Source organism: Vibrio scophthalmi (genome assembly GCF_040869025.1).
GTDB lineage: Bacteria > Pseudomonadota > Gammaproteobacteria > Enterobacterales > Vibrionaceae > Vibrio > Vibrio scophthalmi.
Genome location: NZ_CP134271.1, coordinates 1170746 through 1195580 on the forward strand (window position 1 = coordinate 1170746; position 24835 = coordinate 1195580).

At 46.4% G+C, this 24835-nt stretch carries 20 protein-coding genes, 1 tRNA gene and 2 rRNA genes; 15 read left to right on the plus strand and 8 right to left on the minus strand.

Going from position 1 to position 24835, the window contains the following annotated elements:
• Window positions 1-34 precede the first annotated feature (34 nt).
• Window positions 35-1225 (minus strand): 3-phenylpropionate MFS transporter, encoded by a 1191-nt coding sequence (locus RJD38_RS05305; protein WP_065544957.1) that lies wholly within the window; start codon window positions 1223-1225, stop codon window positions 35-37.
• Window positions 1226-1431: 206 nt separating this feature from the next.
• Between RJD38_RS05305 and RJD38_RS05310 the strand changes: the two genes are divergently transcribed.
• The 10 genes from RJD38_RS05310 to RJD38_RS05355 all read left to right on the plus strand — a co-directional run bounded on the left by RJD38_RS05310 (window position 1432) and on the right by RJD38_RS05355 (window position 12379).
• On the plus strand, window positions 1432-3258 hold the full coding sequence (locus RJD38_RS05310) for a DUF294 nucleotidyltransferase-like domain-containing protein (RefSeq protein ID WP_065544956.1): 1827 nt from the start codon (window positions 1432-1434) through the stop codon (window positions 3256-3258).
• Between the two features lie 10 nt (window positions 3259-3268).
• A complete protein-coding gene (locus tag RJD38_RS05315) occupies window positions 3269-3901 on the plus strand; it encodes a 3'-5' exonuclease (protein WP_005594845.1) in 633 nt (210 codons plus the stop codon).
• Window positions 3902-4134: 233 nt separating this feature from the next.
• Entirely contained in the window at window positions 4135-6087 is a 1953-nt protein-coding gene (gene acs, locus RJD38_RS05320; protein WP_005594843.1) for an acetate--CoA ligase, read from the plus strand.
• A gap of 306 nt (window positions 6088-6393) precedes the next feature.
• Window positions 6394-6843 carry a type II 3-dehydroquinate dehydratase gene (gene aroQ / locus RJD38_RS05325; RefSeq protein WP_005594842.1) on the plus strand — a complete coding sequence of 150 codons (450 nt, stop codon included), beginning with the start codon at window positions 6394-6396 and terminating at the stop codon, window positions 6841-6843.
• Between the two features lie 59 nt (window positions 6844-6902).
• Window positions 6903-7364, plus strand: a complete 462-nt coding sequence (accB, locus tag RJD38_RS05330) for an acetyl-CoA carboxylase biotin carboxyl carrier protein (RefSeq protein WP_005594840.1) — start codon at window positions 6903-6905, stop codon at window positions 7362-7364.
• Window positions 7365-7378: 14 nt separating this feature from the next.
• Window positions 7379-8722 carry an acetyl-CoA carboxylase biotin carboxylase subunit gene (gene accC, locus RJD38_RS05335; RefSeq protein WP_065431038.1) on the plus strand — a complete coding sequence of 448 codons (1344 nt, stop codon included), beginning with the start codon at window positions 7379-7381 and terminating at the stop codon, window positions 8720-8722.
• Between the two features lie 106 nt (window positions 8723-8828).
• Window positions 8829-9716, plus strand: a complete 888-nt coding sequence (gene prmA / locus RJD38_RS05340) for a 50S ribosomal protein L11 methyltransferase (protein WP_005594837.1) — start codon at window positions 8829-8831, stop codon at window positions 9714-9716.
• A gap of 139 nt (window positions 9717-9855) precedes the next feature.
• Window positions 9856-10824 carry a tRNA dihydrouridine synthase DusB gene (dusB, locus tag RJD38_RS05345; protein ID WP_005594836.1) on the plus strand — a complete coding sequence of 323 codons (969 nt, stop codon included), beginning with the start codon at window positions 9856-9858 and terminating at the stop codon, window positions 10822-10824.
• Window positions 10825-10847: 23 nt separating this feature from the next.
• Window positions 10848-11144: a DNA-binding transcriptional regulator Fis gene (gene fis / locus RJD38_RS05350; protein WP_000462885.1), complete on the plus strand. Its 297-nt coding sequence runs from the start codon at window positions 10848-10850 to the stop codon at window positions 11142-11144.
• Window positions 11145-11389: 245 nt separating this feature from the next.
• Window positions 11390-12379, plus strand: coding sequence for a sensor domain-containing diguanylate cyclase (locus RJD38_RS05355; protein ID WP_065544955.1), 990 nt, complete (start codon window positions 11390-11392; stop codon window positions 12377-12379).
• Here RJD38_RS05355 and zntR read toward each other — a convergent pair.
• Window positions 12376-12816, minus strand: coding sequence for a Zn(2+)-responsive transcriptional regulator (zntR, locus tag RJD38_RS05360; protein ID WP_005594832.1), 441 nt, complete (start codon window positions 12814-12816; stop codon window positions 12376-12378). The genes RJD38_RS05355 and zntR overlap by 4 nt on opposite strands.
• A 258-nt stretch (window positions 12817-13074) precedes the next feature.
• On the opposite strand from zntR, the gene purH reads away from it, so the two are divergent.
• Together purH and purD are read left to right on the plus strand one after the other, a co-directional pair.
• On the plus strand, window positions 13075-14664 hold the full coding sequence (gene purH, locus RJD38_RS05365) for a bifunctional phosphoribosylaminoimidazolecarboxamide formyltransferase/IMP cyclohydrolase (protein WP_065544954.1): 1590 nt from the start codon (window positions 13075-13077) through the stop codon (window positions 14662-14664).
• A 283-nt stretch (window positions 14665-14947) separates the two neighbouring features.
• The gene (gene purD, locus RJD38_RS05370) at window positions 14948-16240 is read left to right on the plus strand and encodes a phosphoribosylamine--glycine ligase (protein ID WP_065544953.1); all 1293 of its coding nucleotides are present in this window, start codon (window positions 14948-14950) and stop codon (window positions 16238-16240) included.
• A gap of 60 nt (window positions 16241-16300) precedes the next feature.
• Here the strand turns inward: purD and RJD38_RS05375 are convergent, their stop codons facing one another.
• Together RJD38_RS05375 and hupA are read right to left on the minus strand one after the other, a co-directional pair.
• The gene (locus RJD38_RS05375; protein WP_009386830.1) at window positions 16301-16996 is read right to left on the minus strand and encodes a DUF1481 domain-containing protein; all 696 of its coding nucleotides are present in this window, start codon (window positions 16994-16996) and stop codon (window positions 16301-16303) included.
• Window positions 16997-17045: 49 nt separating this feature from the next.
• Window positions 17046-17318 carry a nucleoid-associated protein HU-alpha gene (gene hupA, locus RJD38_RS05380; RefSeq protein WP_005594827.1) on the minus strand — a complete coding sequence of 91 codons (273 nt, stop codon included), beginning with the start codon at window positions 17316-17318 and terminating at the stop codon, window positions 17046-17048.
• A 352-nt stretch (window positions 17319-17670) separates the two neighbouring features.
• Between hupA and RJD38_RS05385 the strand changes: the two genes are divergently transcribed.
• Window positions 17671-18771 carry a CNNM domain-containing protein gene (locus tag RJD38_RS05385; RefSeq protein ID WP_005594826.1) on the plus strand — a complete coding sequence of 367 codons (1101 nt, stop codon included), beginning with the start codon at window positions 17671-17673 and terminating at the stop codon, window positions 18769-18771.
• A 58-nt stretch (window positions 18772-18829) separates the two neighbouring features.
• Here RJD38_RS05385 and RJD38_RS05390 read toward each other — a convergent pair whose 3' ends face one another.
• Window positions 18830-19417 (minus strand): YjaG family protein, encoded by a 588-nt coding sequence (locus RJD38_RS05390; protein ID WP_005594825.1) that lies wholly within the window; start codon window positions 19415-19417, stop codon window positions 18830-18832.
• Window positions 19418-19488: 71 nt separating this feature from the next.
• Between RJD38_RS05390 and RJD38_RS05395 the strand changes: the two genes are divergently transcribed.
• Both RJD38_RS05395 and RJD38_RS05400 read left to right on the plus strand, forming a co-directional pair.
• Window positions 19489-20415 carry a D-2-hydroxyacid dehydrogenase gene (locus RJD38_RS05395; RefSeq protein WP_065544952.1) on the plus strand — a complete coding sequence of 309 codons (927 nt, stop codon included), beginning with the start codon at window positions 19489-19491 and terminating at the stop codon, window positions 20413-20415.
• Entirely contained in the window at window positions 20415-20984 is a 570-nt protein-coding gene (locus tag RJD38_RS05400; RefSeq protein WP_065544951.1) for a uracil-DNA glycosylase family protein, read from the plus strand. The genes RJD38_RS05395 and RJD38_RS05400 overlap by 1 nt, the downstream gene beginning before the upstream one ends.
• A 292-nt stretch (window positions 20985-21276) precedes the next feature.
• On the opposite strand, the gene RJD38_RS05405 is transcribed toward RJD38_RS05400, so the two are convergent.
• The 3 genes from RJD38_RS05405 to RJD38_RS05415 all read right to left on the minus strand — a co-directional run bounded on the left by RJD38_RS05405 (window position 21277) and on the right by RJD38_RS05415 (window position 24543).
• Window positions 21277-21353 (minus strand) — tRNA-Asp (locus tag RJD38_RS05405).
• Between the two features lie 69 nt (window positions 21354-21422).
• Window positions 21423-21538, minus strand: a 5S ribosomal RNA gene (gene rrf, locus RJD38_RS05410).
• A 111-nt stretch (window positions 21539-21649) separates the two neighbouring features.
• Window positions 21650-24543: ribosomal RNA gene (locus RJD38_RS05415) — 23S ribosomal RNA — on the minus strand.
• Window positions 24544-24835 lie beyond the last annotated feature (292 nt).

A 24835-nucleotide genomic window follows, 5' to 3' on the forward strand; every position in this document is an offset into this window, starting at 1 on the left:
ACAAACTGTATGATTAAATATCAATCAGTTGAGGCTAATTCTGTGCTTCAGACTCCGCTTTCAATGCCTGACCGTCCTGGCTATTCAACTTGGTTGGCTCAAGTTTGACGAACAGCGCCACTACGCCCATGGCAGCCATTGCCCAGAAGACATTCGCCCCCCAGTTTTCATATCCCCAACCACTTAATGCGGTCATCAGCGCGATAAATGCCCCAAGAGGAATTGCATTGTAAAGTGCCTGTAACGCCACCATTTTACGTTCTTCTTGACCTTGTATGTATTGAATCGCTGCAATGTGCGCCATGGCAAATGTCACCCCATGTAACACCTGAATCGCAACCAAAGCGAGCAATACCGTTGTTGAAGCCGTTAAGCCCCAACGTACCGTCACACCAAGCGCCGCGACCACAAACAACATACGTAGTGACCAACCGGCAAACATACGCTTACTCAACGCAAACACGGCAACTTCAGACGCAACCCCTAAGCTCCATAGATAACCAATGATCTCCTCTGAGTAGCCAGCCCCTTTCCAATAAATGGTACTAAAACTGTAATAGGCCGCATGGCTGCCTTGGATCAAAGCCACTAAAACTAAAAATTTCACCACTGCGCTATCACGCAGCAGTTCAGTCAATTTTGGTCGTTCTGCTTGTGACTCTGACATGGTGACTGGCATTGGGTTGGTCTTGCGCATTCCAAGTACCAAGGCGACAAAGATGCCTGCCAGCGCGGTATATAAGATCATATCGGTGCCATAACGAGCCACCAGCATACCCACAACGGTAGAGCCGGCGATAAACGCCAATGAACCCCAAAGACGAGTACGACCATAATCGAGCATTTTCAAACGCGAATAGTAGTTGGCCATCGCATCAGACAACGGAATAATCGGTCCAAGGCATGAATTGAATGCCACTGTGGCTAACGCCATTAACCAGAAATTTCCGCCAGTGAAAAAGTGAAAACCAACAAATAATAGAGCGGCGAAAGTCAACCAACGTAATGCTGGCATTAAGTGCTCAACTTTATGCAAACGCGGCGTGATCACCATATTCGCCACGCAACGAGTGGCAAAACCGATCCCGACGAGCAGGCCAATATCCGTAGGTGATACGCCTTGCTCTTCAAACCACAACGCCCAAAATGGCAAATAGACACCATAAGCAAAAAAGAAACCAATGAAATACTGGGATATCCAGCCATAAGGAGTGGGGGTAAACATGAAAACCTCAAAAATAACAATATGATCTGACACTATTATCTAATGAGCGTAGAGGAATAAAAAGGGAATATTATTTGCGCACTCTTTTCCGCATTGATGGCATTCCGAATAGGGCAGCATGCAAGCGCTTCGACCAAAGTCGTCTGGTGAAAATAGCGAAATTTGTCACACTGAGAGTACAGTCTAGTGTGCTTGCAAGGTCTCATATGCCCGAAAAACTCAACATGCAATCAGCCCCGTTTAATCGGCTCACGCCCGCTCAACAGCAAATATTGCGCAGCTCTTTGGATGTCGCCTATTTCCGTGCGCGTGATACTATTTTGCACCACGGTAATGCGAGTGCTCATCTGCATATTTTGATCAAGGGCGCAGTTGAGGAGCAATCACCACACAATAACGAAATCTACGCTCACTATACCAACGACGATTTGTTTGACGTACGTTCACTATTTGAAGGACAGAGTCGTCACAACTACATCGCTCTCGAAGATACCCTCTCTTATCTGCTACCCAAGCAGGTGTTTTTAGATCTCTATAATCAAAATGGTCAATTTGCGGCTTATTTCGATAATAATCTCGCCAAGCGACAAGCCTTACTTGATGCGGCACAACAACAGCAAAATTTAGCCGAATTCATTCTCACTAAGGTCGACAATGACATCTATCATCCTCCATTGATCTTAGCGCACGACCTTCCTCTGGATGACGTAACTAAAATTCTCAAAGACAATGCGCTTGATGCCGCACTGATCACCTTAGCAGTCGATGATCCTCGCCTGACAAATAGCACAAATAAAATGCCTTACGGCATCATTACGCGCACCAACATGCTGCACGCCGTGATGCTGGATCGTCAGCCTCTCGATACACCAGTGGGCGAAGTGGCTACCTTTCCTGTCATGCACATTGATGAAGATGACTTTCTCTTCAATGCCATGATGAGCATGACGCGTAACCGTATGAAACGCTTAATGGTATGGGATGGCAAGAACCCCGTTGGCATGCTCGACATGACGCAAATACTCAGTGCTTTTTCAACCCATTCTCATGTCTTAACTCTCAGTATTGCGCGAGCGAGCAGTGTTGAAGAATTAGCGATCGCCTCTAATCGTCAACGTCAATTAGTGGATAGCTTACTCAGCAATGGCATTCGCACACGTTTCATTATGGAACTGATCTCGGCAGTCAATGAACAAATCATAGAGAAAGCCTTTGAACTGATTGTCCCTCCCGCCTTGCATGATCACTGCTGCTTGATCGTATTGGGCTCAGAAGGCCGAGGTGAACAGATTCTCAAAACCGACCAAGACAACGCCTTGATTCTTAAAGATGGCCTTGAGTGGCAACAGTGCAGTGCCATCATGAACAAGCTCACTCATACCCTTCAGCAACTAGGTTACCCTCTCTGCCCCGGCAATGTGATGGTCAATAACCCTGCATGGGTAAAAAGCCAAGCCGAATGGCAGAAAACGATCTCCTGCTGGTCAAAAGCCTCCAGTCCAGAACAGGTAATGAAACTGGCGATCATGGCCGATGCACACGCTGTAGCCGGCAACCGTGAACTGCTGGTACCGATAAGTGAACACTTACATCAAATCATGTTTAATAACATGCTGACCTTACAAGAATTTACTCGTCCAGCCTTACAATTTTCATTGCCATTGACCTTGTTTGGTAACGTAAAAAGTGACAAGCAAGGGCTGGATGTAAAAAGTGGCGGTATCTTCCCAATCGTGCATGGTATTCGCACTCTAGCGCTTGAATATCACATCACCGCTAGCAACACTTTTGCCCGCATTGACGCTCTGGCAAAGAAAAATATTCTGGAACCCGATACTGCTGATAACCTCACCGAAGCACTCAGGCTGTTTTTTAAGCTGCGCCTTAACCAACAGTTAGATAATCAACATAGCCATAACCGCATTGACCTCAAACAGTTGGAAAGAAGTGAACGAGATTTGCTACGGCATAGCTTTCACGTGGTGAAGAAATTTAAACAATTTCTTGGCTATCATTATCAAATAAGAGATTAAGGAGAGTGCGATGAATTGGTTACAACGCCGCTATTGGCACTACAAGTTAAAAGGATCGCCTTTCCAGTCTTACTTTGGCCCCGTGGTAAAAGGTGAGTTTATCTCGCTGGATTGTGAAACCACCAGCCTCGACCCTAAACGGGCAGAACTGGTCACCATCGCGGCGACGAAGATCATCGATAATCGCATCATCACCAGCCAGCCGTTTGAAGTCCGTCTGCGCGCGCCCCAGTCACTCGATTCTGGTTCAGTACGCATTCACCGTATGCGGCATAAAGATCTCGAAGATGGCCTTGATGAAAAACAAGCGCTACTCAAGTTACTTGAATTTATTGGCAACCGGCCAGTGGTGGGCTATCACATTCGCTACGACAAAAAGATTCTTGATATTGCTTGTCGTAAACAGCTTGGTTTTCCATTGCCGAACCCATTAATTGAAGTGAGCCAGATCTATCACGACAAATTGGAGCAGCATTTACCTAATGCCTACTTCGACTTAAGTTTAGATGCGATCTGCAAGCATCTCGATCTTCCGCAGCAAAACAAGCATGACGCCTTACAAGACGCGATATCTGCGGCATTAGTGTTTGTGCGTTTAACCAAAGGAGATCTGCCAAGTCTAAGCTTTCCTTATCAGCAATAATCCACAGAATGCGGCCAATGCCGCATCTCATCCCTTAAATCTTACCACCCAAGCGGCTTCCTCATCCTAAAGTCTAATTGTAGAAATAGCCGCAGTGATTGAAAGTTATAGCATTGCTGTTTGTCAGGTATTTTTGGGTTCGCTGCCGCAAGCCTGACGAAATAGAGATGTAACCTTTGGCATCTACCCTACTAACACCAAAGGAAGCACAAAAATTCACAAGGAGAGAAGCAATGAGTGAAGCCCACATTTATCCGGTAAAAGAGAATATCAAAGCAACCACACATGCGGATAATGAGACCTACCTTGCCATGTACCAACAGTCTGTTTCTGATCCAGAAGGCTTTTGGGGTGAACACGGCAAAATAGTGGATTGGATTAAACCATTCACCCAAGTGAAAAGTACCTCTTTCGATACTGGCCACGTCGATATTCGTTGGTTCGAAGATGGCACACTCAACGTTTCTGCCAACTGTATTGACCGTCACCTTGCCGAGCGCGGTGATGAGGTCGCGATTATCTGGGAAGGCGATGACCCTGCAGATGACAAAACACTGACTTTTAATCAGCTCCACAAAGAAGTGTGCCAATTTTCTAATGCGCTGAAAGAGCAAGGTGTGCGTAAAGGCGATGTCGTTTGTCTCTACATGCCAATGGTGCCGGAAGCAGCCGTTGCCATGCTCGCCTGTACCCGTATTGGTGCTGTTCATACCGTCGTCTTCGGTGGTTTCTCACCAGAAGCACTCTCTGGCCGTATTATCGATTCAGATGCGAAAGTGGTCGTGACTGCCGATGAAGGCGTCCGTGGTGGCCGTGCTGTCCCATTGAAGAAAAATGTCGATGAAGCACTGACTAACCCAGAAGTAAAAACCATTTCTAAAGTGATCGTCTTCCAGCGTACTGGCGGTGATATTGATTGGCATGAACATCGTGATGTTTGGTGGCACGAAGCCACAGCGAACGTTTCAGAACAATGTCCACCAGAAGAAATGAAAGCGGAAGACCCACTGTTTATTCTTTACACATCTGGTTCAACCGGCAAGCCTAAAGGTGTACTACACACCACCGGTGGCTACCTTGTTTACGCCACAATGACGTTTAAGTATGTGTTTGACTACCAAGAAGGTGAAACCTTCTGGTGTACGGCGGATGTCGGCTGGATTACTGGCCACACTTACCTTATTTATGGCCCGCTGGCTAACGGTGCTAAAACCATTCTCTTTGAAGGTGTGCCCAACTATCCAAAAACCAATCGCATGAGCGAAGTGGTTGATAAGCATCAGGTCAACATTCTTTACACCGCCCCAACCGCGATTCGTGCGCTGATGGCAAAAGGCACTGAAGCAGTTGATGGTACATCACGTTCAAGCCTTCGTATCATGGGTTCTGTTGGCGAGCCGATCAACCCAGAAGCATGGGAGTGGTACTACAAAACGATTGGTAACGAGAATTCACCGATCGTCGATACATGGTGGCAAACCGAAACGGGCGGCATTCTGATCGCACCACTACCAGGGGCAACCGATCTTAAGCCAGGTTCTGCTACGCTGCCGTTCTTTGGTGTACAACCGGCCCTAGTCGATAACATGGGCAACATCATCGAAGAGACCGCTGCAGAAGGTAACCTTGTCATTCTCGATTCATGGCCGGGCCAAATGCGCACCGTTTATGGCGACCATGAGCGCTTTGAGCAAACCTACTTCTCAACCTTTAAAGGTATGTACTTCACCAGTGATGGTGCGCGTCGTGACGAAGATGGTTATTACTGGATCACTGGCCGTGTTGATGACGTTCTTAACGTCTCCGGTCACCGTATGGGGACAGCAGAAGTGGAATCCGCACTCGTTGCGCACCATAAGATAGCTGAAGCCGCGATCGTCGGGATTCCACACGATATCAAAGGCCAAGCCATTTACGCTTACATCACACTGAATGATGGTGAATACCCATCAGCAGAATTGCACAAAGAAGTGAAGGATTGGGTACGTAAAGAGATTGGGCCGATTGCGACACCAGATGTACTGCATTGGACTGATTCACTGCCAAAAACACGTTCAGGCAAAATCATGCGACGTATTCTGCGTAAAATTGCCGCTGGCGATACCAGTAACTTAGGCGATACATCAACACTCGCCGATCCGGGTGTGGTTGATAAGCTGATTGCGGAAAAAGCGGAATTAGCTTAAACCCATAGCGTAATTCACCCTCTCAATACCAGAGCCGCCTCATTTGGCGGTTCTTTTTTTTTGCATTCATCCCATCAATGGCACTAAACCTTGTCGAGCAACAACGCGTTTATGTTACCTCTGTAGCACTTTCAAAAGAGCAACATCAGTGATTAGACCAGTAAATTGCTGCTAATTGCTGTGAATTAGCTATAATCTTTGACGATTTTTTAAAAATCTCGCGATTGCTACTGAAAAATCGTGATGATTTATCGTATATTTGGGAATATGTAAGTTCCACTCACGATAAAGGAAGATGTCAGCACAATGTCAGCAAAGTCACGAATTCTACTTCTGAATGGCCCAAACCTTAATCTTTTGGGTTTGCGCGAGCCCGGACACTATGGCTCACAGACACTTGAACAGATCGTTACGACCTTGGCTGAGCAGGCCAAGCAAGCCGATGTTGAATTTGAACATCTCCAAAGCAATCGTGAGTATGAGTTAATCGAAGCTATCCACGCCGCTTATAATAACGTGGATTTTATTTTGATTAACCCTGCGGCATTCACGCACACCAGCGTTGCGTTGCGCGACGCACTATTAGGTGTCGCGATCCCATTTATAGAAATACATTTGTCCAATGTGCACGCACGAGAACCATTCCGCCATCACTCCTACTTGTCTGATAAAGCACAAGGGGTCATTTGCGGTTTAGGCGCACAAGGCTATGAATTCGCTCTGTCGGCAGCAATCAAACACCTGCAGGCAAAGTAACCTAACACTCTGCGACCCTACTGGGTTGTCTTACTCACAAGATAAAGAGAAAGATAAAGATGGATATCCGTAAAATTAAGAAACTGATTGAACTAGTTGAAGAATCTGGCATTGCTGAACTAGAGATCTCTGAAGGTGAAGAATCGGTACGCATCAGTCGCCACGGCGCAGCACCTGTTCATGCTCCAATTCAATACGCAGCAGCACCTGCACCTGTTGCCGCTCCTGCGGTAGCGCCTGCAGCACCAGTTGCAGCGGCAGAAGTTGCAGCACCTGCAACTCCAGCGGGTCACCAAGTTCTTTCTCCAATGGTGGGTACATTCTACCGTTCACCAAGCCCTGAATCTAAATCATTCATCGAAGTCGGCCAAAGCGTTAACGCTGGCGACACGATCTGTATCGTTGAAGCGATGAAAATGATGAACCAAATCGAAGCAGACAAGTCTGGCGTTGTTACGGCAATCCTAGTTGAAGACGGCCAAACGGTTGAATTTGACCAGCCACTAGTTGTAATCGAATAATCGAGGCTGAAGCTATGCTAGATAAATTAGTCATCGCGAACCGAGGCGAGATCGCACTTCGCATCCTTCGCGCATGTAAAGAGCTCGGCATCAAAACGGTCGCAGTACACTCTACTGCTGACCGCGATCTTAAGCATGTCTTGCTAGCAGATGAATCTATCTGTATTGGCCCTGCACGCGGTATTGATAGCTACCTGAACATTCCTCGTATCATTTCAGCAGCTGAAGTGACGGGCGCGGTAGCCATCCACCCTGGTTACGGTTTCCTTTCAGAGAATGCTGACTTCGCAGAACAAGTAGAGCGCAGCGGCTTTATCTTTGTTGGCCCTAAAGCTGATACCATTCGCATGATGGGTGACAAAGTGTCAGCGATCAATGCGATGAAAAAAGCGGGCGTACCTTGTGTACCAGGTTCTGACGGACCTCTAGACAACGATGAAGTGAAGAACAAAGCGCATGCCAAGCGCATTGGTTACCCAGTTATCATCAAAGCGTCTGGCGGCGGCGGCGGTCGTGGTATGCGTGTGGTTCGCAGCGAAGCGGAACTAACACAATCTATCGCTATGACGCGCGCAGAAGCAAAAGCAGCATTCAACAACGATGTGGTTTACATGGAGAAATTCCTAGAAAACCCTCGTCACGTAGAAGTTCAAGTGATTGCTGATGGCCAAGGCGGCGCAATCCACCTAGGTGAACGTGACTGTTCCATGCAGCGTCGTCACCAGAAAGTGGTTGAAGAAGCTCCAGCACCAGGCATCACTGAAGAAATGCGTAAGTACATCGGTGAACGCTGTACTCGTGCCTGTATTGAGATCGGTTACCGCGGTGCAGGTACTTTCGAATTCTTATATGAGAATGGCGAATTCTACTTCATCGAGATGAACACCCGTATCCAAGTAGAACACCCAGTAACTGAAATGGTGACTGGTGTTGATTTGATCAAAGAGCAGCTTCGTGTTGCCGCTGGCCAACCACTATCATTTACTCAAGATGATATTAAGATCCGTGGCCATGCAATCGAGTGTCGTATCAATGCGGAAGATCCGGTTCGTTTCCTACCTTCTCCAGGTAAGATTGAACGTTTCCATGCACCTGGCGGCATGGGCGTGCGTTGGGAATCTCACATTTACAGTGGTTACACAGTACCACCTCACTACGATTCAATGATTGGTAAACTGATCACGTATGGTGAGAACCGTGATGTAGCAATTGCACGAATGAAAAATGCTCTGAGCGAGATGATCGTTGAAGGCATCAAAACTAACGTGCCGCTACAGATCTCAATCATGAACGACGAAAACTTCCAACACGGTGGTGCTAACATTCACTACTTAGAGAAGAAGCTCGGCTTGCAATAATTCGTTCGCAGAATTGAGTAAAATGCCCACATTACGTGGGCATTTCTATTTCTGGCTGCTACACTCTGCGCCAATATTCGATCACCCACGTTAAGAGTACCGACTCATGCCTTGGATTCAAATCAAACTCAATGCGACCAAAGAAAACGCCGAAATGGTCAGCGACATGCTTATGGAAGAGACTGGCGCACTATCTGTTACCTTCTTAGATGCAAAAGATACGCCTATCTTTGAACCTCTTCCTGGCGAAACTCGCTTATGGGGTGATATCGATATCCTCGCACTGTACGACGCCGAAGCGGATACCCAGTTTATCCTCAGCCAAATTAAAGCAAGTGGCATGCTTGCTGAAGGTTTTGCGCACAAAGTGGAGCAACTTGAAGATAAAGACTGGGAACGTGAATGGATGGATAACTTCCATCCAATGCAGTTTGGTGAGCGCCTGTGGATCTGCCCAAGCTGGCGTGATGTTCCGGATCCAGAAGCGGTGAACGTTCTACTTGATCCAGGCCTAGCATTTGGTACTGGCACCCACCCAACCACAGCGCTTTGCTTAGAGTGGCTTGAAAGTATCGATCTTGCAGGTAAAACCGTAATCGATTTCGGTTGTGGCTCTGGCATCCTAGCGATCGCAGCGATCAAACTGGGCGCAGAAAAAGTTATCGGGATCGACATTGATCCTCAAGCTCTTGTGGCGTCTAAAGACAACGCAGAGCGCAATGGTGTGGCTGAACAGCTGCATGTATACCTTCCTCAAGATCAACCTGAGAACATGATTGCTGACGTCGTTGTGGCTAATATTCTGGCAGCGCCACTACGTGAACTTTCACCAATCATTAAAGGTCTGGTTAAGCCAAACGGCTTGTTGGCAATGTCGGGTGTTTTAGACACTCAAGCAGAAGATGTCGCGAACTATTACCGTGACGAGCTTCACATCGATCCAATAAAAGCCCAAACAGAGTGGTGTCGCATCTCTGGTCGCAAGCAAGGCTAGACAAGGTTTTTAACCTTAATTGTTTGAATTTTATACGAATTAACAAAACAATTTGGTAATGCTCAAATAATAGTCTTTTCACGCAGTGAAAAAATGCGTAAAATGCGCGCCCTTGCTGGTACAGAACTGTGAAGACGTTTTGAAAATAGGTAATTATCAACTCAAGAACAAACTAATCGTCGCTCCAATGGCGGGTGTTACGGATAGACCGTTTCGTGAGTTGTGTCTCCGCTATGGTGCGGGAATGGCTGTCAGTGAAATGATGTCCTCTAATCCAAAGCTATGGAATACGGCCAAATCAAAACAGCGAATGGTACACGAAGGCGAATCGGGCATTCGATCGGTACAAATCGCAGGCTCTGATCCCCAGTTAATGGCTGAAGCAGCTCAATTCAGTGTTGAGAACGGTGCGCAAATCATCGATATCAATATGGGTTGCCCAGCAAAAAAAGTGAATAAGAAGCTAGCCGGCTCTGCACTGCTTCAACATCCAGAGATCATTAAAGATATTCTGAATGCCGTTGTGAGTGCGGTCGACGTTCCTGTGACGTTGAAAACCCGTACTGGCTGGGACACAGAGAATAAAAACTGTGTCTACATCGCTAAATTAGCCGAAGACTGCGGCATTCAAGCTCTTGCGCTGCATGGCAGAACAAAAGCGTGTATGTACAAAGGTGAGGCCGAATACGACAGCATCAAAGCGGTAAAACAAGCAATCTCTATCCCGGTTATCGCTAACGGTGACATCGATAGCCCAGAGAAAGCTAAATTTGTACTGGATTATACCGGTGCAGACGCTTTGATGATTGGACGCCCTGCCCAGGGTCGTCCGTGGATTTTTCAGGAAATCCAACACTATTTGGAAAACGGCACCGAGATGCCTGAGCTACCAATTTTGGAAGTGAAAGGTATTTTGCTTGGTCATGTGAATGCTCTACATGAGTTTTATGGAGAGTATTTAGGCCCTCGCATCGCTCGTAAGCATGTGGGTTGGTACCTGAAAGAGCATGAGCAAGCCGTCGAGTTTCGCCGTACCTTCAATGCCATTGATCTTGCGCAAGCGCAAATCGATGCATTAGAAGGTTATTTTGATAACGTTGCACCATAATTACGAGAAGAGCTAGACCGAATATGTTCGAACAAAATCTAACTTCAGAAGCATTAACAGTAACTACAGTAACTTCACAAGATCAAATCACGCAAAAGCCACTACGTGATTCTGTTAAAGCGTCTCTTAAAAACTATCTTGCTCAATTAAACGGCCAAGAAGTTACAGAACTATACGAATTAGTTCTAGCTGAAGTAGAACAGCCACTACTAGACACCATCATGCAGTACACTCGCGGTAACCAAACTCGCGCAGCAACTATGATGGGCATCAACCGCGGTACTCTTCGTAAGAAACTGAAAAAATACGGCATGAACTAATCTTCGATTAGTTTAGCGATTAAGAGGCCATGCTACTTGTTAGCGTGGCCTTTTCTTTATCTACTCTTCTGGATTTCAGAGAACCTCAAACACCGGTTCGTCATTCTCTTCTGCAAAAGATACTCCGATCGCAACTTGAACTATTTCTTTAAAAATAAAGATTTACATTCAATATCATCAAATTGCCTTATCACTGTTTTTGGTTACAATACGCAATTGCTTATTGAATTGAATAAAGGCCGATAATGGTTTCACATCGCGAGGAATGGTTGGATTTTTTACTAAATTCATTGCCTGATCACGTCTTTATTCTTGACCCAAACGGACGCTATATCGATAGTTATGGCGGTAGCCATTATGCTCCAAGGTTCGATGCCAAACGCTATATCGATCTCTGCCTCGACCAGATTTTTTCCGCAGCCAAAGCGGCGGAAATGCAAGGTTATATTGATCAAGTCATCCACCAGCAAAAAACGCTAGTGGTGCGCTATAGCGTACAACTGCAAGACCATCTCTTACTCTCTATTGATGACATTCAAGATTTTGAGTTACCTGAAGAGAGTTGGTTTGAAGCGATTATCAATTACGTCCAGCCAAGCGCTCGTAACCACACTGCGCAAGTGATGTGGTCGGTACGCAATATCACGAAGGCACATCAACTAGAGAAAGAGCTTAAAAAGCTATCAGAAACTGATGAGTTAACTGGCGTACTCAACCGCCGCGCATTCATGCTAGAGCTAGAGCAAGACTTCCAGCAGCAAAGCGCGAACAATGCTCATCTAACCTGTCTGATGGTCGACATTGATCACTTTAAAGATATCAATGATATGGTAGGCCACCTTTCTGGGGATCTTGTCATCACTCAGGTTGCGACGATTTGCAAAAACGTCATTCGTGGTAGTGATTATATTGGCCGTTTAGGCGGGGAAGAGTTTGGTATCATTTTGTCTCATACCAACGCGATTCAAGCATTCGACATTGCAGAACGTATCCGTCTATCGATCAATAGCACGCCATGCCATGTCGATGGCCATGAGATCTATCCGACGGTCAGCATTGGTATTGCCGAACTTAATAGTGACAGCCAATCCGTCAAAGCACTGCTCGTTGAAGCAGACAAAGCAATGTACTACTCCAAGCGTACTGGTCGCGATCAGGTCACCATCTACCACCCTAACCTGCCGGATCTAAAAACGAACTCCACGTCCAAAGCTCGCATCTTAAAAGCGTCTTAGGCCTCTTTATGCTCCTTTTGGCAGCAATGTGACTCTTCGCTCGCGAGAGCACCTAAAATAGAGCAGTGACTGGCGTTATCATCAATATGGCCACAGCAGGCATCGTTGATCTTTTTCAATGCACTGCGGATACGCTTTAACTCCGCAATCTTTTGATCAATCACGTCTAATTTAGCGGTCGTGATCGCTTTAACTTCTGCACAACTATGTTCTGTTGCTTCAAGTTTGATTTCCAACAGCTCTTTAATTTCATCTAGGCTCAAACCCAGCTCTTTGGCTTTCAGAATAAAGGTCACTTGTTTTTGGTTTTCTTCGTTATACAAGCGGTAACCAGAATCACTGCGGCCGGCTGGTTTAATCAAACTATTTTTCTCATAAAAACGCAGCGTATCTGCACTAACACCACAACGTTTTGCTAATTCACCGATCTGAAACATAACTTCCCTTATTAACGTTCTAATTACTTTTATGGCTAAAGATGCTGGATTTTACAATTATTTTTGAGATGCCAAACGATTGCGCAAGCTTTTTTGTAATAAATTAGTTAGAATGTGCGCCATCAAATTCGGAGTCTACATTCGCTCTCGATATGGAAAAGGTCTTTACCAAAGCTGGCCAATATTTTACTCAAAGGTAAAAACAAGTTCATCTTTGGCAAACATCTTTTAATTCGTGAATTTGAGGAAAATGGAAGTATGACTAACCGTCCTATTCGCCGCGCGCTGATCAGCGTATCAGACAAAACAGGTATTGTTGAGTTTGCACAAGCTCTTGCTGAGCGTGGTGTCGATATTCTCTCAACTGGTGGTACTGCTCGCCTATTGGCTGAGCAAGGCATTTCAGTAACTGAAGTTTCTGATTACACTGGATTCCCAGAAATGATGGATGGTCGTGTTAAGACTTTACATCCAAAAGTTCACGGTGGTGTACTTGGTCGTCGTGGTCAAGATGATGACATCATGGCACAACATGGCATCAACCCAATCGATATGGTTGTGGTTAACCTTTACCCATTTGCTGAAACCGTAGCAAAGGAAGGCTGTACGCTAGCTGACGCCGTTGAGAACATCGATATCGGCGGCCCAACAATGGTTCGCTCGGCAGCCAAAAACCACAAAGATGTCACGATTGTGGTTAACGCGAAAGATTACTCACGCGTTATCGCTGAAATGGACAGCAACGAAGCATCACTTACGCTAGAGACTCGCTTTGATCTTGCCATTGCCGCCTTTGAACACACGGCCGCTTATGATGGCATGATTGCCAACTACTTCGGCACCATGGTGCCATCCTATGGAGAGAACAAAGAAGGCGATAGCGAATCTAAGTTCCCTCGCACTTTCAATCAGCAGTTCGAAAAGAAACAAGACATGCGCTACGGTGAAAATAGCCACCAAGCCGCTGCTTTTTATGTTGAAGCGAACCCTCAAGAAGCCTCCGTTTCGACTGCTCGCCAAATTCAAGGTAAAGCCCTTTCTTACAACAACATCGCCGATACAGATGCGGCACTGGAATGTGTTAAAGAGTTCGACCAACCCGCTTGTGTGATCGTTAAGCATGCTAACCCATGTGGTGTTGCCCTAGGCAAGGACATCCTAGAAGCTTATGACCGCGCATTCAAAACCGACCCGACCTCGGCATTTGGCGGCATCATCGCATTCAACCGCGAATTAGACGCAGCAACCGCAACGGCGATCACTGAGCGTCAATTTGTTGAAGTCATCATCGCTCCTTCTGTTTCTGCCGAAGCGGTCGAAATCGTTGCTGCGAAGAAAAACCTACGTCTACTTGAGTGTGGCGAATGGACAGCGAAGACCACAGGCTTTGACGTGAAACGCGTTAACGGTGGCTTACTCGTTCAAGACCGCGACCAAGGCATGGTGACTGAAGATGACCTGAAAGTGGTTTCTAAGCGTCAACCAACAGCAGAAGAGCTCAATGACGCACTGTTCTGCTGGAAAGTAGCCAAATACGTTAAATCAAACGCGATTGTTTACTCAAAAGGCGATATGACCATCGGTGTTGGTGCAGGCCAAATGAGCCGCGTTTACTCGGCGAAAATTGCCGGTATCAAAGCAGCAGACGAAGGTCTACAGGTTGAGGGTTGCGTAATGGCATCTGATGCCTTCTTCCCATTCCGTGATGGCATCGACGCAGCAGCAGAAGCCGGTATTAAGTGTGTTATCCAACCGGGTGGTTCAATGCGTGATGATGAAGTGATCGCGGCTGCGGATGAGCATGGCATGGCGATGATCTTTACGGGCATGCGTCACTTCCGCCACTAATTTCCTCTTCGTATTTGGCACTGTGGCGTCGTTAGCTGCTTTCGCCCACCCCGGTCACATAGCAGGCTATGCTCCCGGGGATGGGCTCAATTGCTGCCTAGCCACATCACCAACTACTTTGAGCAAAATTTATAATTTTGTTTTTTTAAATATTTCGATATTTGAAATACGTAGAGCAAGTCATTGACTTTAGTTCAAGGAAAACACGCGGAGCTTATGGCTATAAGTGAGCATGTTTGACACAGAAATAAAGGCTCTGAAGCAGCTATAAGGATTTTAAAACATGAATGTATTGATTATTGGTGCCGGCGGTCGTGAACATGCGCTGGGTTGGAAAGTGGCACAAAACCCAAATGTAGACACCATATTCATCGCACCCGGTAATGCGGGCACAGCTCTTGAGCCTAAGTTGGAAAACGTCAACATTGATGTGGAAGACATCGCCGGACTTGTCGCATTCGCGCAAGAAAAGTCGATTGAACTTACGATTGTTGGCCCAGAAGCTCCGCTGGTTATTGGCGTAGTAGATGCGTTCCAGGCAGTGGGTCTGCCAATCTTTGGGCCATCTCAAGCCGCAGCGCAGCTTGAAGGCTCTAAAGCATTTACCAAAGACTTCTTAGCTCGTCATGACATTCCAACCGGTTCATATGCAAACTTCACTGAAATTGAGCCCGCACTCGCTTACGTTCGTCAACAAGGTGCACCGATCGTTGTTAAAGCCGATGGCTTAGCCGCAGGTAAAGGCGTCATTGTGGCAATGACACTCACTGAAGCAGAAGAGGCGATTAAAGATATGCTCGCTGGCAATGCTTTTGGTGAGGCAGGTAGCCGTGTGGTTATCGAAGAGTTTTTAGAGGGTGAAGAAGCCAGCTTTATCGTCATGGTGGATGGTGAAAACGTTCTACCAATGGCAACCAGCCAAGATCACAAACGTGTCGGTGATAAAGATACAGGTCCTAACACGGGTGGTATGGGTGCCTATTCTCCAGCTCCGGTCGTCACACAAGAAATTCACGATCGCATTATGCAGGAAGTCATCTACCCTACGGTACGTGGCATGGCAGCTGAAGGTAACCCATACACTGGCTTCCTATATGCAGGCTTGATGATCGATAGCACTGGTACACCAAAAGTGATCGAATACAACTGCCGTTTCGGTGATCCAGAGACACAACCGATCATGATGCGTATGCAATCCGACATGGTGGAGCTATGTCTTGCTGCCATCGATAAAAAACTCGATCAAGTAGAATCAAAATGGGATCCGCGCGCATCTATCGGTATTGTTTTAGCGGCCGGTGGTTATCCAGCAGCTTATGGCAAAGGTGATGTCATTTCGGGGCTTCCACAACTCGAAGTAGAAGGCGAAAAAGTCTTCCATGCTGGCACTGCCAATCGTGATGGAGAGATCGTCACCAATGGCGGCCGTGTGCTTTGTGCGACAGCACTTGGTAATAGCGTCTCAGAAGCGCAGCAACGCGCCTATGAGCTGGCAAAGCAAGTAAGTTGGAATGGTGTATTCTTCCGTAGTGATATCGGTTATAGAGCGATTGAGCGCGAAAACAAAGCTAAATAGACTCGATTTTGACCAGAGAATACCGAAAAAAACAAAAAGGCGCTGAACTCAGCGCCTTTTTTAATTTTGTAACAGCTGCGGCCTTTCAACACACGACTGGTTATCATTGGTGAGCATCAATAACTGCTCAACCAATAAGGTGTCACCTTTTCGTTCACCGACAAACGCGACATAACTGTCAATATCCGCTAATCGACTAACAACAAAATTTGGCAAGGTTTGATTAAATTCAAGTGAAGCAAAACTCTGTCCAGCGCAGGTTTCAAATTCACTGCCATCCCAGTACCCCTGGAACAATCGTGTACCGGCTTTATTTTGTCGTTTGGTCTGCTCAGCAACATTAATGGCTTCTGCTTTCACCTGTTCAAGCATCTCGCTATTCATAGGGAGTACTTTGCCACCGAGTCGATACTGCTGATAAACCGCATCCCCTTCCCGGTTAAAGCGCACATGAATACTGTATTTAACCAAACCAGCGTTATTTTTTAATTGTTCACCTTCACGAATCAACTCTCGAACATTGCCGTCTTCCCAGCGGTAATTACTTTGATACCAGCCATAGTCACCAGCAACAACATAGTCCGCAGCACTGATAGGCATAGCAAGACGTTCGGTGAACCAATATAAGCTGGTTGCATCACCCATGTTTTGTCCACCAGAATGCTGAAGCGTGGTTTCTAAACTTGTGTTGGTAACGGCTGAAGAGCAGCCAAAGAGGAAAGAGGTGATTAGTGAAGATAAAAGGATTTTTTTCATAAGGAGAGTATACGCCAAGATAAGGTTAGTTACCTTGGCGTAAATTATATTATTTCACTGCGTCTTTCAGTGCTTTACCAGCAACGAAAGCAGGAACATTTGCAGCAGAGATTTGGATCTCAGCACCCGTTTTAGGGTTGCGGCCAGTGCGCGCTGCGCGGTGGTTCACTTTGAACGTACCAAAACCAATTAGTTGAACTTGGTCACCCTCTTTAAGTGCACCAGTCACACCTTCAAGAGTAGCTTCAAGAGCAGCTTTAGCTTGAGCTTTAGATAAGTCTGCTTTCTCTGCGATAAAGTCGATTAATTGGGTCTTGTTCATTAGGTTTCCCTTCTCATGTGTTATCGAATTCGACTCACTCTAAAACATAAATGCCCCATCTGGCAAAGGTTTGTAAGCATTCTTTGGCTTCTATGACGTACTTTTAACCATAATATGAGTAATAACTCACAATTTGTTGCTACCTGAGTCATAATGAAGACTTGTTTTTCAACCAATTTAACCTTATTTATAAAACGCTCAAGCGACGTAAAGCCTGATATTGCGGGGCTTAGAGCGAATATAAAATACACACACCAATAATGCCCAGGCATAGAGAAAATCGCACTAATAGAACCCAGTGATGATTTTTTCAGCAAAGTTAGGTTGTGGTAAAAACTTACATAGGAACAATATGTTGCTGCTAACTATATACGTCTCTGTTGCCATTGGCGTATCTTTTGTCTGTTCGGTTCTTGAAGCGGTCCTACTTAGTATTACTCCGAGCTATTTAGCTCAGATGCGTCAACAGGGCCATCCGGCAGAAGAAAGACTGTCAGCGTTAAAAAAGGACATTGACCGTCCTTTAGCCTCAATCTTGACGTTAAATACCATCGCTCACACCATTGGTGCGGCAACAGCTGGTGCGCAAGCTGCTGTAGTATTTGGTAGTGAATGGCTCGGCGTTTTCTCTGCAGTGCTAACGCTCGGTATCTTGGTTCTGTCTGAAATTGTACCTAAAACTATTGGTGCGACATACTGGCGCCAACTCGCACCTTACGCGGCAAATGTTCTACGCTGGATGGTTTGGAGTTTAACGCCATTTGTTTGGTTCTCTGAGCAAATCACCAAACGCCTTGCTCGTGGTCATGTTGCGCCAAAAATGCGCGATGAACTTTCTGCGATGGCACTATTGGCGCGTGAAAGTGGTGAGTTCGCCGAGGGTGAATCAAAGATCCTAAGCAATTTATTAGGTATCCAAGATGTGCCGGTAACTCAAGTTATGACGCCTCGACCTGTCGTTTTCCGTGTGGATGCCGAGCTAACAGTTAAAGAGTTCCTTACAGAACACCGTGACACACCATTTTCACGTCCGTTAGTTTATAGCCAAGCAAACGACAATATTGTTGGCTTTGTACACCGCCTAGAGCTATACAAGCTGAAATTAGCGGGCTCTGGTGACAAACAACTTGGTGCGGTTATGCGTCCTGTTCACGTGATCCTTAATAACATGTCGCTACCAAAAGCTTTTGACCAGATGCTATCCAAGCGACTACAGCTTGCGCTTGTGGTCGATGAATACGGCACAGTTCAAGGTCTATTAACACTAGAAGATATCTTTGAACACCTTATTGGTGAAGAGATTGTTGATGAAGCAGACAGCACAACAGACATGCAAGAACTGGCATTTGAGCGCTGGGAAAAGTGGAAAAAACAACATGGTGTAATCGAAAGCCGTGATGACGACGATGAAGACACGAGAGTTGACTCAGAGTCTGCAGATAAAGATAAATAAGACAAAAGGGAGCTGAGGCTCCCTTTTTTAATTTCAGTATGACGTGATGAAGTATGGCTTATAGAGTGACGCCAATATTGCTCTCGCCTTCTTCTTTCAATTCCGCGCGAAGATCTTTAATCAAATCAATATCGCGTTCTTCGGCCTCTTTTAGTGGTCGGAAGATCGCCCACTGCACATCCCATTCAGCACAAACCGCTTCGTTCTCTTTCTGGTTTTCATTGCTGATCTCAATCTCTAACTGCGCCTCTTCAAGTTGAGCGACAGTCATTACTGATTGTTGACTCACTTTCTGCATGCTTTCAAAAAGATCGTCACGATCCAACAATCCGTGTAGCAATGTTGAAAGGGCAACACAGGCATCAATCGCTGGGTAAACACCGTAAAAGTCAAAATCTTCAGAACTAGGGATGATCTCTTCTAATTTCTCAAGCTGACGTTCAAAGTTAACTTTTGCTGTCTTAACCGTAAGCTGTTCCCAAATGCTATCGAGAATATCGCGATAAGTACGTGCAGGAGCAAACTGAGTGCTTTCGCAGAACATGGCATAATTCGGATACATGCGTTCACATAAGCACGCCATGAAGGTAATCTGTTTCCAAGGTTCTAGCTTCTCAAGACGAAGCTGAAGCGGGTTCTGTAGCATAATGGCTCATTGATTGAAGAAAAAGACAGCGGCAGTTTACTTGATAACCAGCAGGGAAAAAAGCAAAGCCTATGGACAATTTAACAAAAAAGCTCTACATCCTCACTGATGCTGACCAAATCTACCAAGAGTTAATTGAGAAGTTAGCACTCCCTAACCTCATTATAACTAACCAGCGCAATGAAGCGGATATCTTACTTGCCGCTCCTCCGAGACTAGCAACCCAGCTTGATGATTTTACAAATATGACATGGGTACAATCCACCTATGCGGGTGTCGATGCTCTTATCAACCATAGGCTACGCCAAGACTACTTGCTGACTAATGTGAAAGGGATCTTCGGTCAACAGATTGCAGAGTACGTCTTAGGCTTCACCATTGAGCACTACCGTCACTTTAAGCAATACCAGCAACAACAGACAGACAAGCAGTGGCAACCCGCTCAATATCAGTGCCTTAATAGTAAAACGTTAGCCATTGTCGGTACGGGTCAAATAGGTACGCATTTAGCCCAAGTTGCTAAAGCCTTTGCTATGCGTACTATAGGCATCAATACCAGCGGCATCCCAAAGGCCGGGGCGCCATTTGATGAAACATATCATGTTGATGAACTCGCTTCTGCGATCGCTCAATCCGATATCGTCGTGAATACCCTACCTGATACAGCAAGAACACGGGGACTATTCAACCAAGCAGCCTTTGCGACGGCTAAAAATATCTTACTCTTTAATGTTGGACGCGGTAGCAGCATCGATCAAACTGCGCTGCTCGACGCACTCAACCATGACAAAATTGAACATGCCTTTCTCGATGTATTTGAGCAAGAACCACTCAGTGCGGAACATCCTTATTGGAGTCATCCGAAGATAACGATAACCCCTCATATCGCCGCCCTAAGCTTCCCAGAACAAGTCGTCGACATTTTCACTCAACACTATATCAACTGGGAACAAGGCTATACGTTGCACGACTGCATTGATTTTAGTAAAGGTTATTGATGCTAGAAGATCTACTAACAAAAATCCGTCAATGTCGACAGTGCGAGCCGGAATTAGCACTTGGAGCGAACCCGATCATTCAAGCACATCAAGATGCGCAAATTCTGATCATTGGCCAAGCTCCTGGTACGCGAGTGCATCATTGTTCGATACCTTGGAATGATCCGAGTGGAGACCGACTTCGCACATGGCTAGCAATCGATAAAGAGACATTTTACGATGCACGTAAGGTTGCCATAATGCCAATGGGACTCTGTTATCCAGGAAAAGGTTCCAGTGGTGATTTACCACCAAGAAAAGAATGCGCTCCTTTGTGGCACCAATCAGTATTAGAGTTACTGCCCAATATAAAGATGACCCTACTGATCGGTCAGTACGCACAAAATTATTATCTAGCTCAAAAACCAAAAACCTTAACTGACACAGTCAAGGCATGGAGAAGTTGGGCACCTCAATATATTCCTTTACCGCATCCTTCACCACGAAACTCCTTATGGCTAAAACGAAATCCGTGGTTTGAAGCTGATGTTGTTCCATTCATTAGGCAATGTGTGCAGCAGCAGATTTGAGAAGCGAGAATATGGTAGCCGACAAGCCCTCTAACAAAAGGGATAACTCGCTGAATTATCGTTATTTTTGTTTGCTACAGACGTGAAAAAGCCCTCCTACTGCTAGCAGGGCTTTTTCAAAATAGTGGCGGAGTGGACGGGACTGTCTATCGACCTTGAAAGCAACACGCCCCCGGCGTGACAGGCCGCTAAGCGCTCCAATAAAAAGCCTAACCAACTGAACTACTACTAAGTTCATTTCCTACATACGTAAAAAAGCCCTGCTATTGCTAGCAGGGCTTTTTCAAAATAGTGGCGGAGTGGACGGGACTCGAACCCGCGACCCCCGGCGTGACAGGCCGGTATTCTAACCAACTGAACTACCACTCCGCAGTGGCAAACTTACCGTAGTAAGCGTCCATTTTGTTTCTAGATGGTCTATCTAAAAACGAAATTAAAGCCTGGCGATGTCCTACTCTCACATGGGGAGACCCCACACTACCATCGGCGCTATTGCGTTTCACTTCTGAGTTCGGCATGGAATCAGGTGGGTCCGCAACGCTATGGTCGCCAAGCAAATTCTTTCTCTCTATTTCTAGAGAATAATCTGGAAAGCTGTCTTCGAAGTTCTATTTACACATTCAATCGTTCTTGCATTGAGTCCTACAAAACCCCTTGGGTGTTGTATGGTTAAGCCTCACGGGCAATTAGTACAGGTTAGCTCAACGCCTCACAGCGCTTACACACCCTGCCTATCAACGTTCTAGTCTCGAACAACCCTTTAGGGCACTTAAAGTGCCAGGGAAAACTCATCTCAAGGCTCGCTTCCCGCTTAGATGCTTTCAGCGGTTATCGATTCCGAACTTAGCTACCGGGCAATGCCATTGGCATGACAACCCGAACACCAGAGGTTCGTCCACTCCGGTCCTCTCGTACTAGGAGCAGCCCCTTTCAATTTTCCAACGCCCACGGCAGATAGGGACCGAACTGTCTCACGACGTTCTAAACCCAGCTCGCGTACCACTTTAAATGGCGAACAGCCATACCCTTGGGACCGACTTCAGCCCCAGGATGTGATGAGCCGACATCGAGGTGCCAAACACCGCCGTCGATATGAACTCTTGGGCGGTATCAGCCTGTTATCCCCGGAGTACCTTTTATCCGTTGAGCGATGGCCCTTCCATACAGAACCACCGGATCACTATGACCTACTTTCGTACCTGCTCGAACCGTCATTCTCGCAGTTAAGCGGGCTTATGCCATTGCACTAACCACACGATGTCCAACCGTGTTTAGCCCACCTTCGTGCTCCTCCGTTACTCTTTGGGAGGAGACCGCCCCAGTCAAACTACCCACCAGGCACTGTCCGTAATCCCGATAAGGGACCAACGTTAGAACATCAAGCATACAAGGGTGGTATTTCAAGATTGCCTCCACACATACTGGCGTACGTGCTTCAAAGGCTCCCACCTATCCTACACATGTAGGGTCAATGTTCAGTGCCAAGCTGTAGTAAAGGTTCACGGGGTCTTTCCGTCTAGCCGCGGGTACACTGCATCTTCACAGCGATTTCAATTTCACTGAGTCTCGGGTGGAGACAGCGTGGCCATCATTACGCCATTCGTGCAGGTCGGAACTTACCCGACAAGGAATTTCGCTACCTTAGGACCGTTATAGTTACGGCCGCCGTTTACCGGGGCTTCGATCAAGAGCTTCGACCGAAGTCTAACCCCATCAATTAACCTTCCGGCACCGGGCAGGCGTCACACCGTATACGTCATCTTACGATTTTGCACAGTGCTGTGTTTTTAATAAACAGTTGCAGCCACCTGGTATCTGCGACTCCCAATAGCTCCATCCGCAAGGGACTTCACCGTCGAGAGCGTACCTTCTCCCGAAGTTACGGTACCATTTTGCCTAGTTCCTTCACCCGAGTTCTCTCAAGCGCCTTGGTATTCTCTACCCGACCACCTGTGTCGGTTTGGGGTACGATTTCTTATAATCTGAAGCTTAGAGGCTTTTCCTGGAAGCATGGCATCAATGACTTCACTACCGTAGTAGCTCGACATCGTATCTCAGCGTTAACAAGAGTCCGGATTTACCTAAACTCTCCGCCTACGTACTTGAACCTGGACAACCGTCGCCAGGCCCACCTAGCCTTCTCCGTCCCCCCATCGCAATTATAAGAAGTACGGGAATATTAACCCGTTTCCCATCGACTACGCCTTTCGGCCTCGCCTTAGGGGTCGACTTACCCTGCCCCGATTAACGTTGGACAGGAACCCTTGGTCTTCCGGCGAGGAGGTTTTTCACCCCCTTTATCGTTACTCATGTCAGCATTCGCACTTCTGATACGTCCAGCATGCCTTACAGCACACCTTCAACCGCTTACAGAACGCTCCCCTACCCAATGAAGTAAACTTCATTGCCGCAGCTTCGGTTTATTACTTAGCCCCGTTACATCTTCCGCGCAGGCCGACTCGACTAGTGAGCTATTACGCTTTCTTTAAATGATGGCTGCTTCTAAGCCAACATCCTAGCTGTCTAAGCCTTCCCACATCGTTTCCCACTTAGTAATAATTTGGGACCTTAGCTGGCGGTCTGGGTTGTTTCCCTCTCCACGACGGACGTTAGCACCCGCCGTGTGTCTCCCGGATAGTACTTACTGGTATTCGGAGTTTGCAAAGGGTTGGTAAGTCGGGATGACCCCCTAGCCTTAACAGTGCTCTACCCCCAGTAGTATTCGTCCGAGGCGCTACCTAAATAGCTTTCGGGGAGAACCAGCTATCTCCAGGTTTGATTGGCCTTTCACCCCTAGCCACAAGTCATCCGCTAATTTTTCAACATTAGTCGGTTCGGTCCTCCAATTGATGTTACTCAATCTTCAACCTGCCCATGGCTAGATCACCTGGTTTCGGGTCTAATTCTAGCAACTATACGCCCAGTTAAGACTCGGTTTCCCTACGGCTCCCCTAGATGGTTAACCTTGCTACTAAAATTAAGTCGCTGACCCATTATACAAAAGGTACGCAGTCACGGGACGCAATGCCCGCTCCTACTGCTTGTACGTACACGGTTTCAGGTTCTATTTCACTCCCCTCACAGGGGTTCTTTTCGCCTTTCCCTCACGGTACTGGTTCACTATCGGTCAGTCAGTAGTATTTAGCCTTGGAGGATGGTCCCCCCATATTCAGACAGGATAACACGTGTCCCGCCCTACTCGTTTTCACCTAATATGCGTTGCCGGTTACGGGGCTATCACCCTGTATCGCACAACTTTCCAGAAGTTTCACCTGACGCATAAAACGCTTAAGGGCTAATCCAATTTCGCTCGCCGCTACTTTCGGAATCTCGGTTGATTTCTTTTCCTCGGGGTACTTAGATGTTTCAGTTCCCCCGGTTCGCCTCATTAACCTATGTATTCAGTTAATGATACGTGCTTATGCACGTGGGTTTCCCCATTCAGAAATCCCAGACTCAAATGGTTGTTACTACCTAATCTGGGCTTATCGCAAGTTACTACGTCTTTCATCGCCTCTGACTGCCAAGGCATCCACCGTGTACGCTTAGTCACTTAACCATACAACCCGAAGGAGTTTCGTTAAACAACCAAGTTGTCTCTCTATTTTATGAGTGAGAGACGTTCGATTTTGCCGGACTCAATTTCGAATAATCATCATAAATGATGATATTGCCAAGAACACTTGAATGTGTTTTTTGGTGTTTACCTTAAAGGTAAACATTGAGAACTTTTTTTGATAACAACAATGTTGTTATCAGTCAGCTTTCCAAATTGTTAAAGAGCTAGATTTTCTGATGAAAACCATTTTTAAAAACACTCAACTTTCTATTCAAAAGTAAATGCGCTTAAA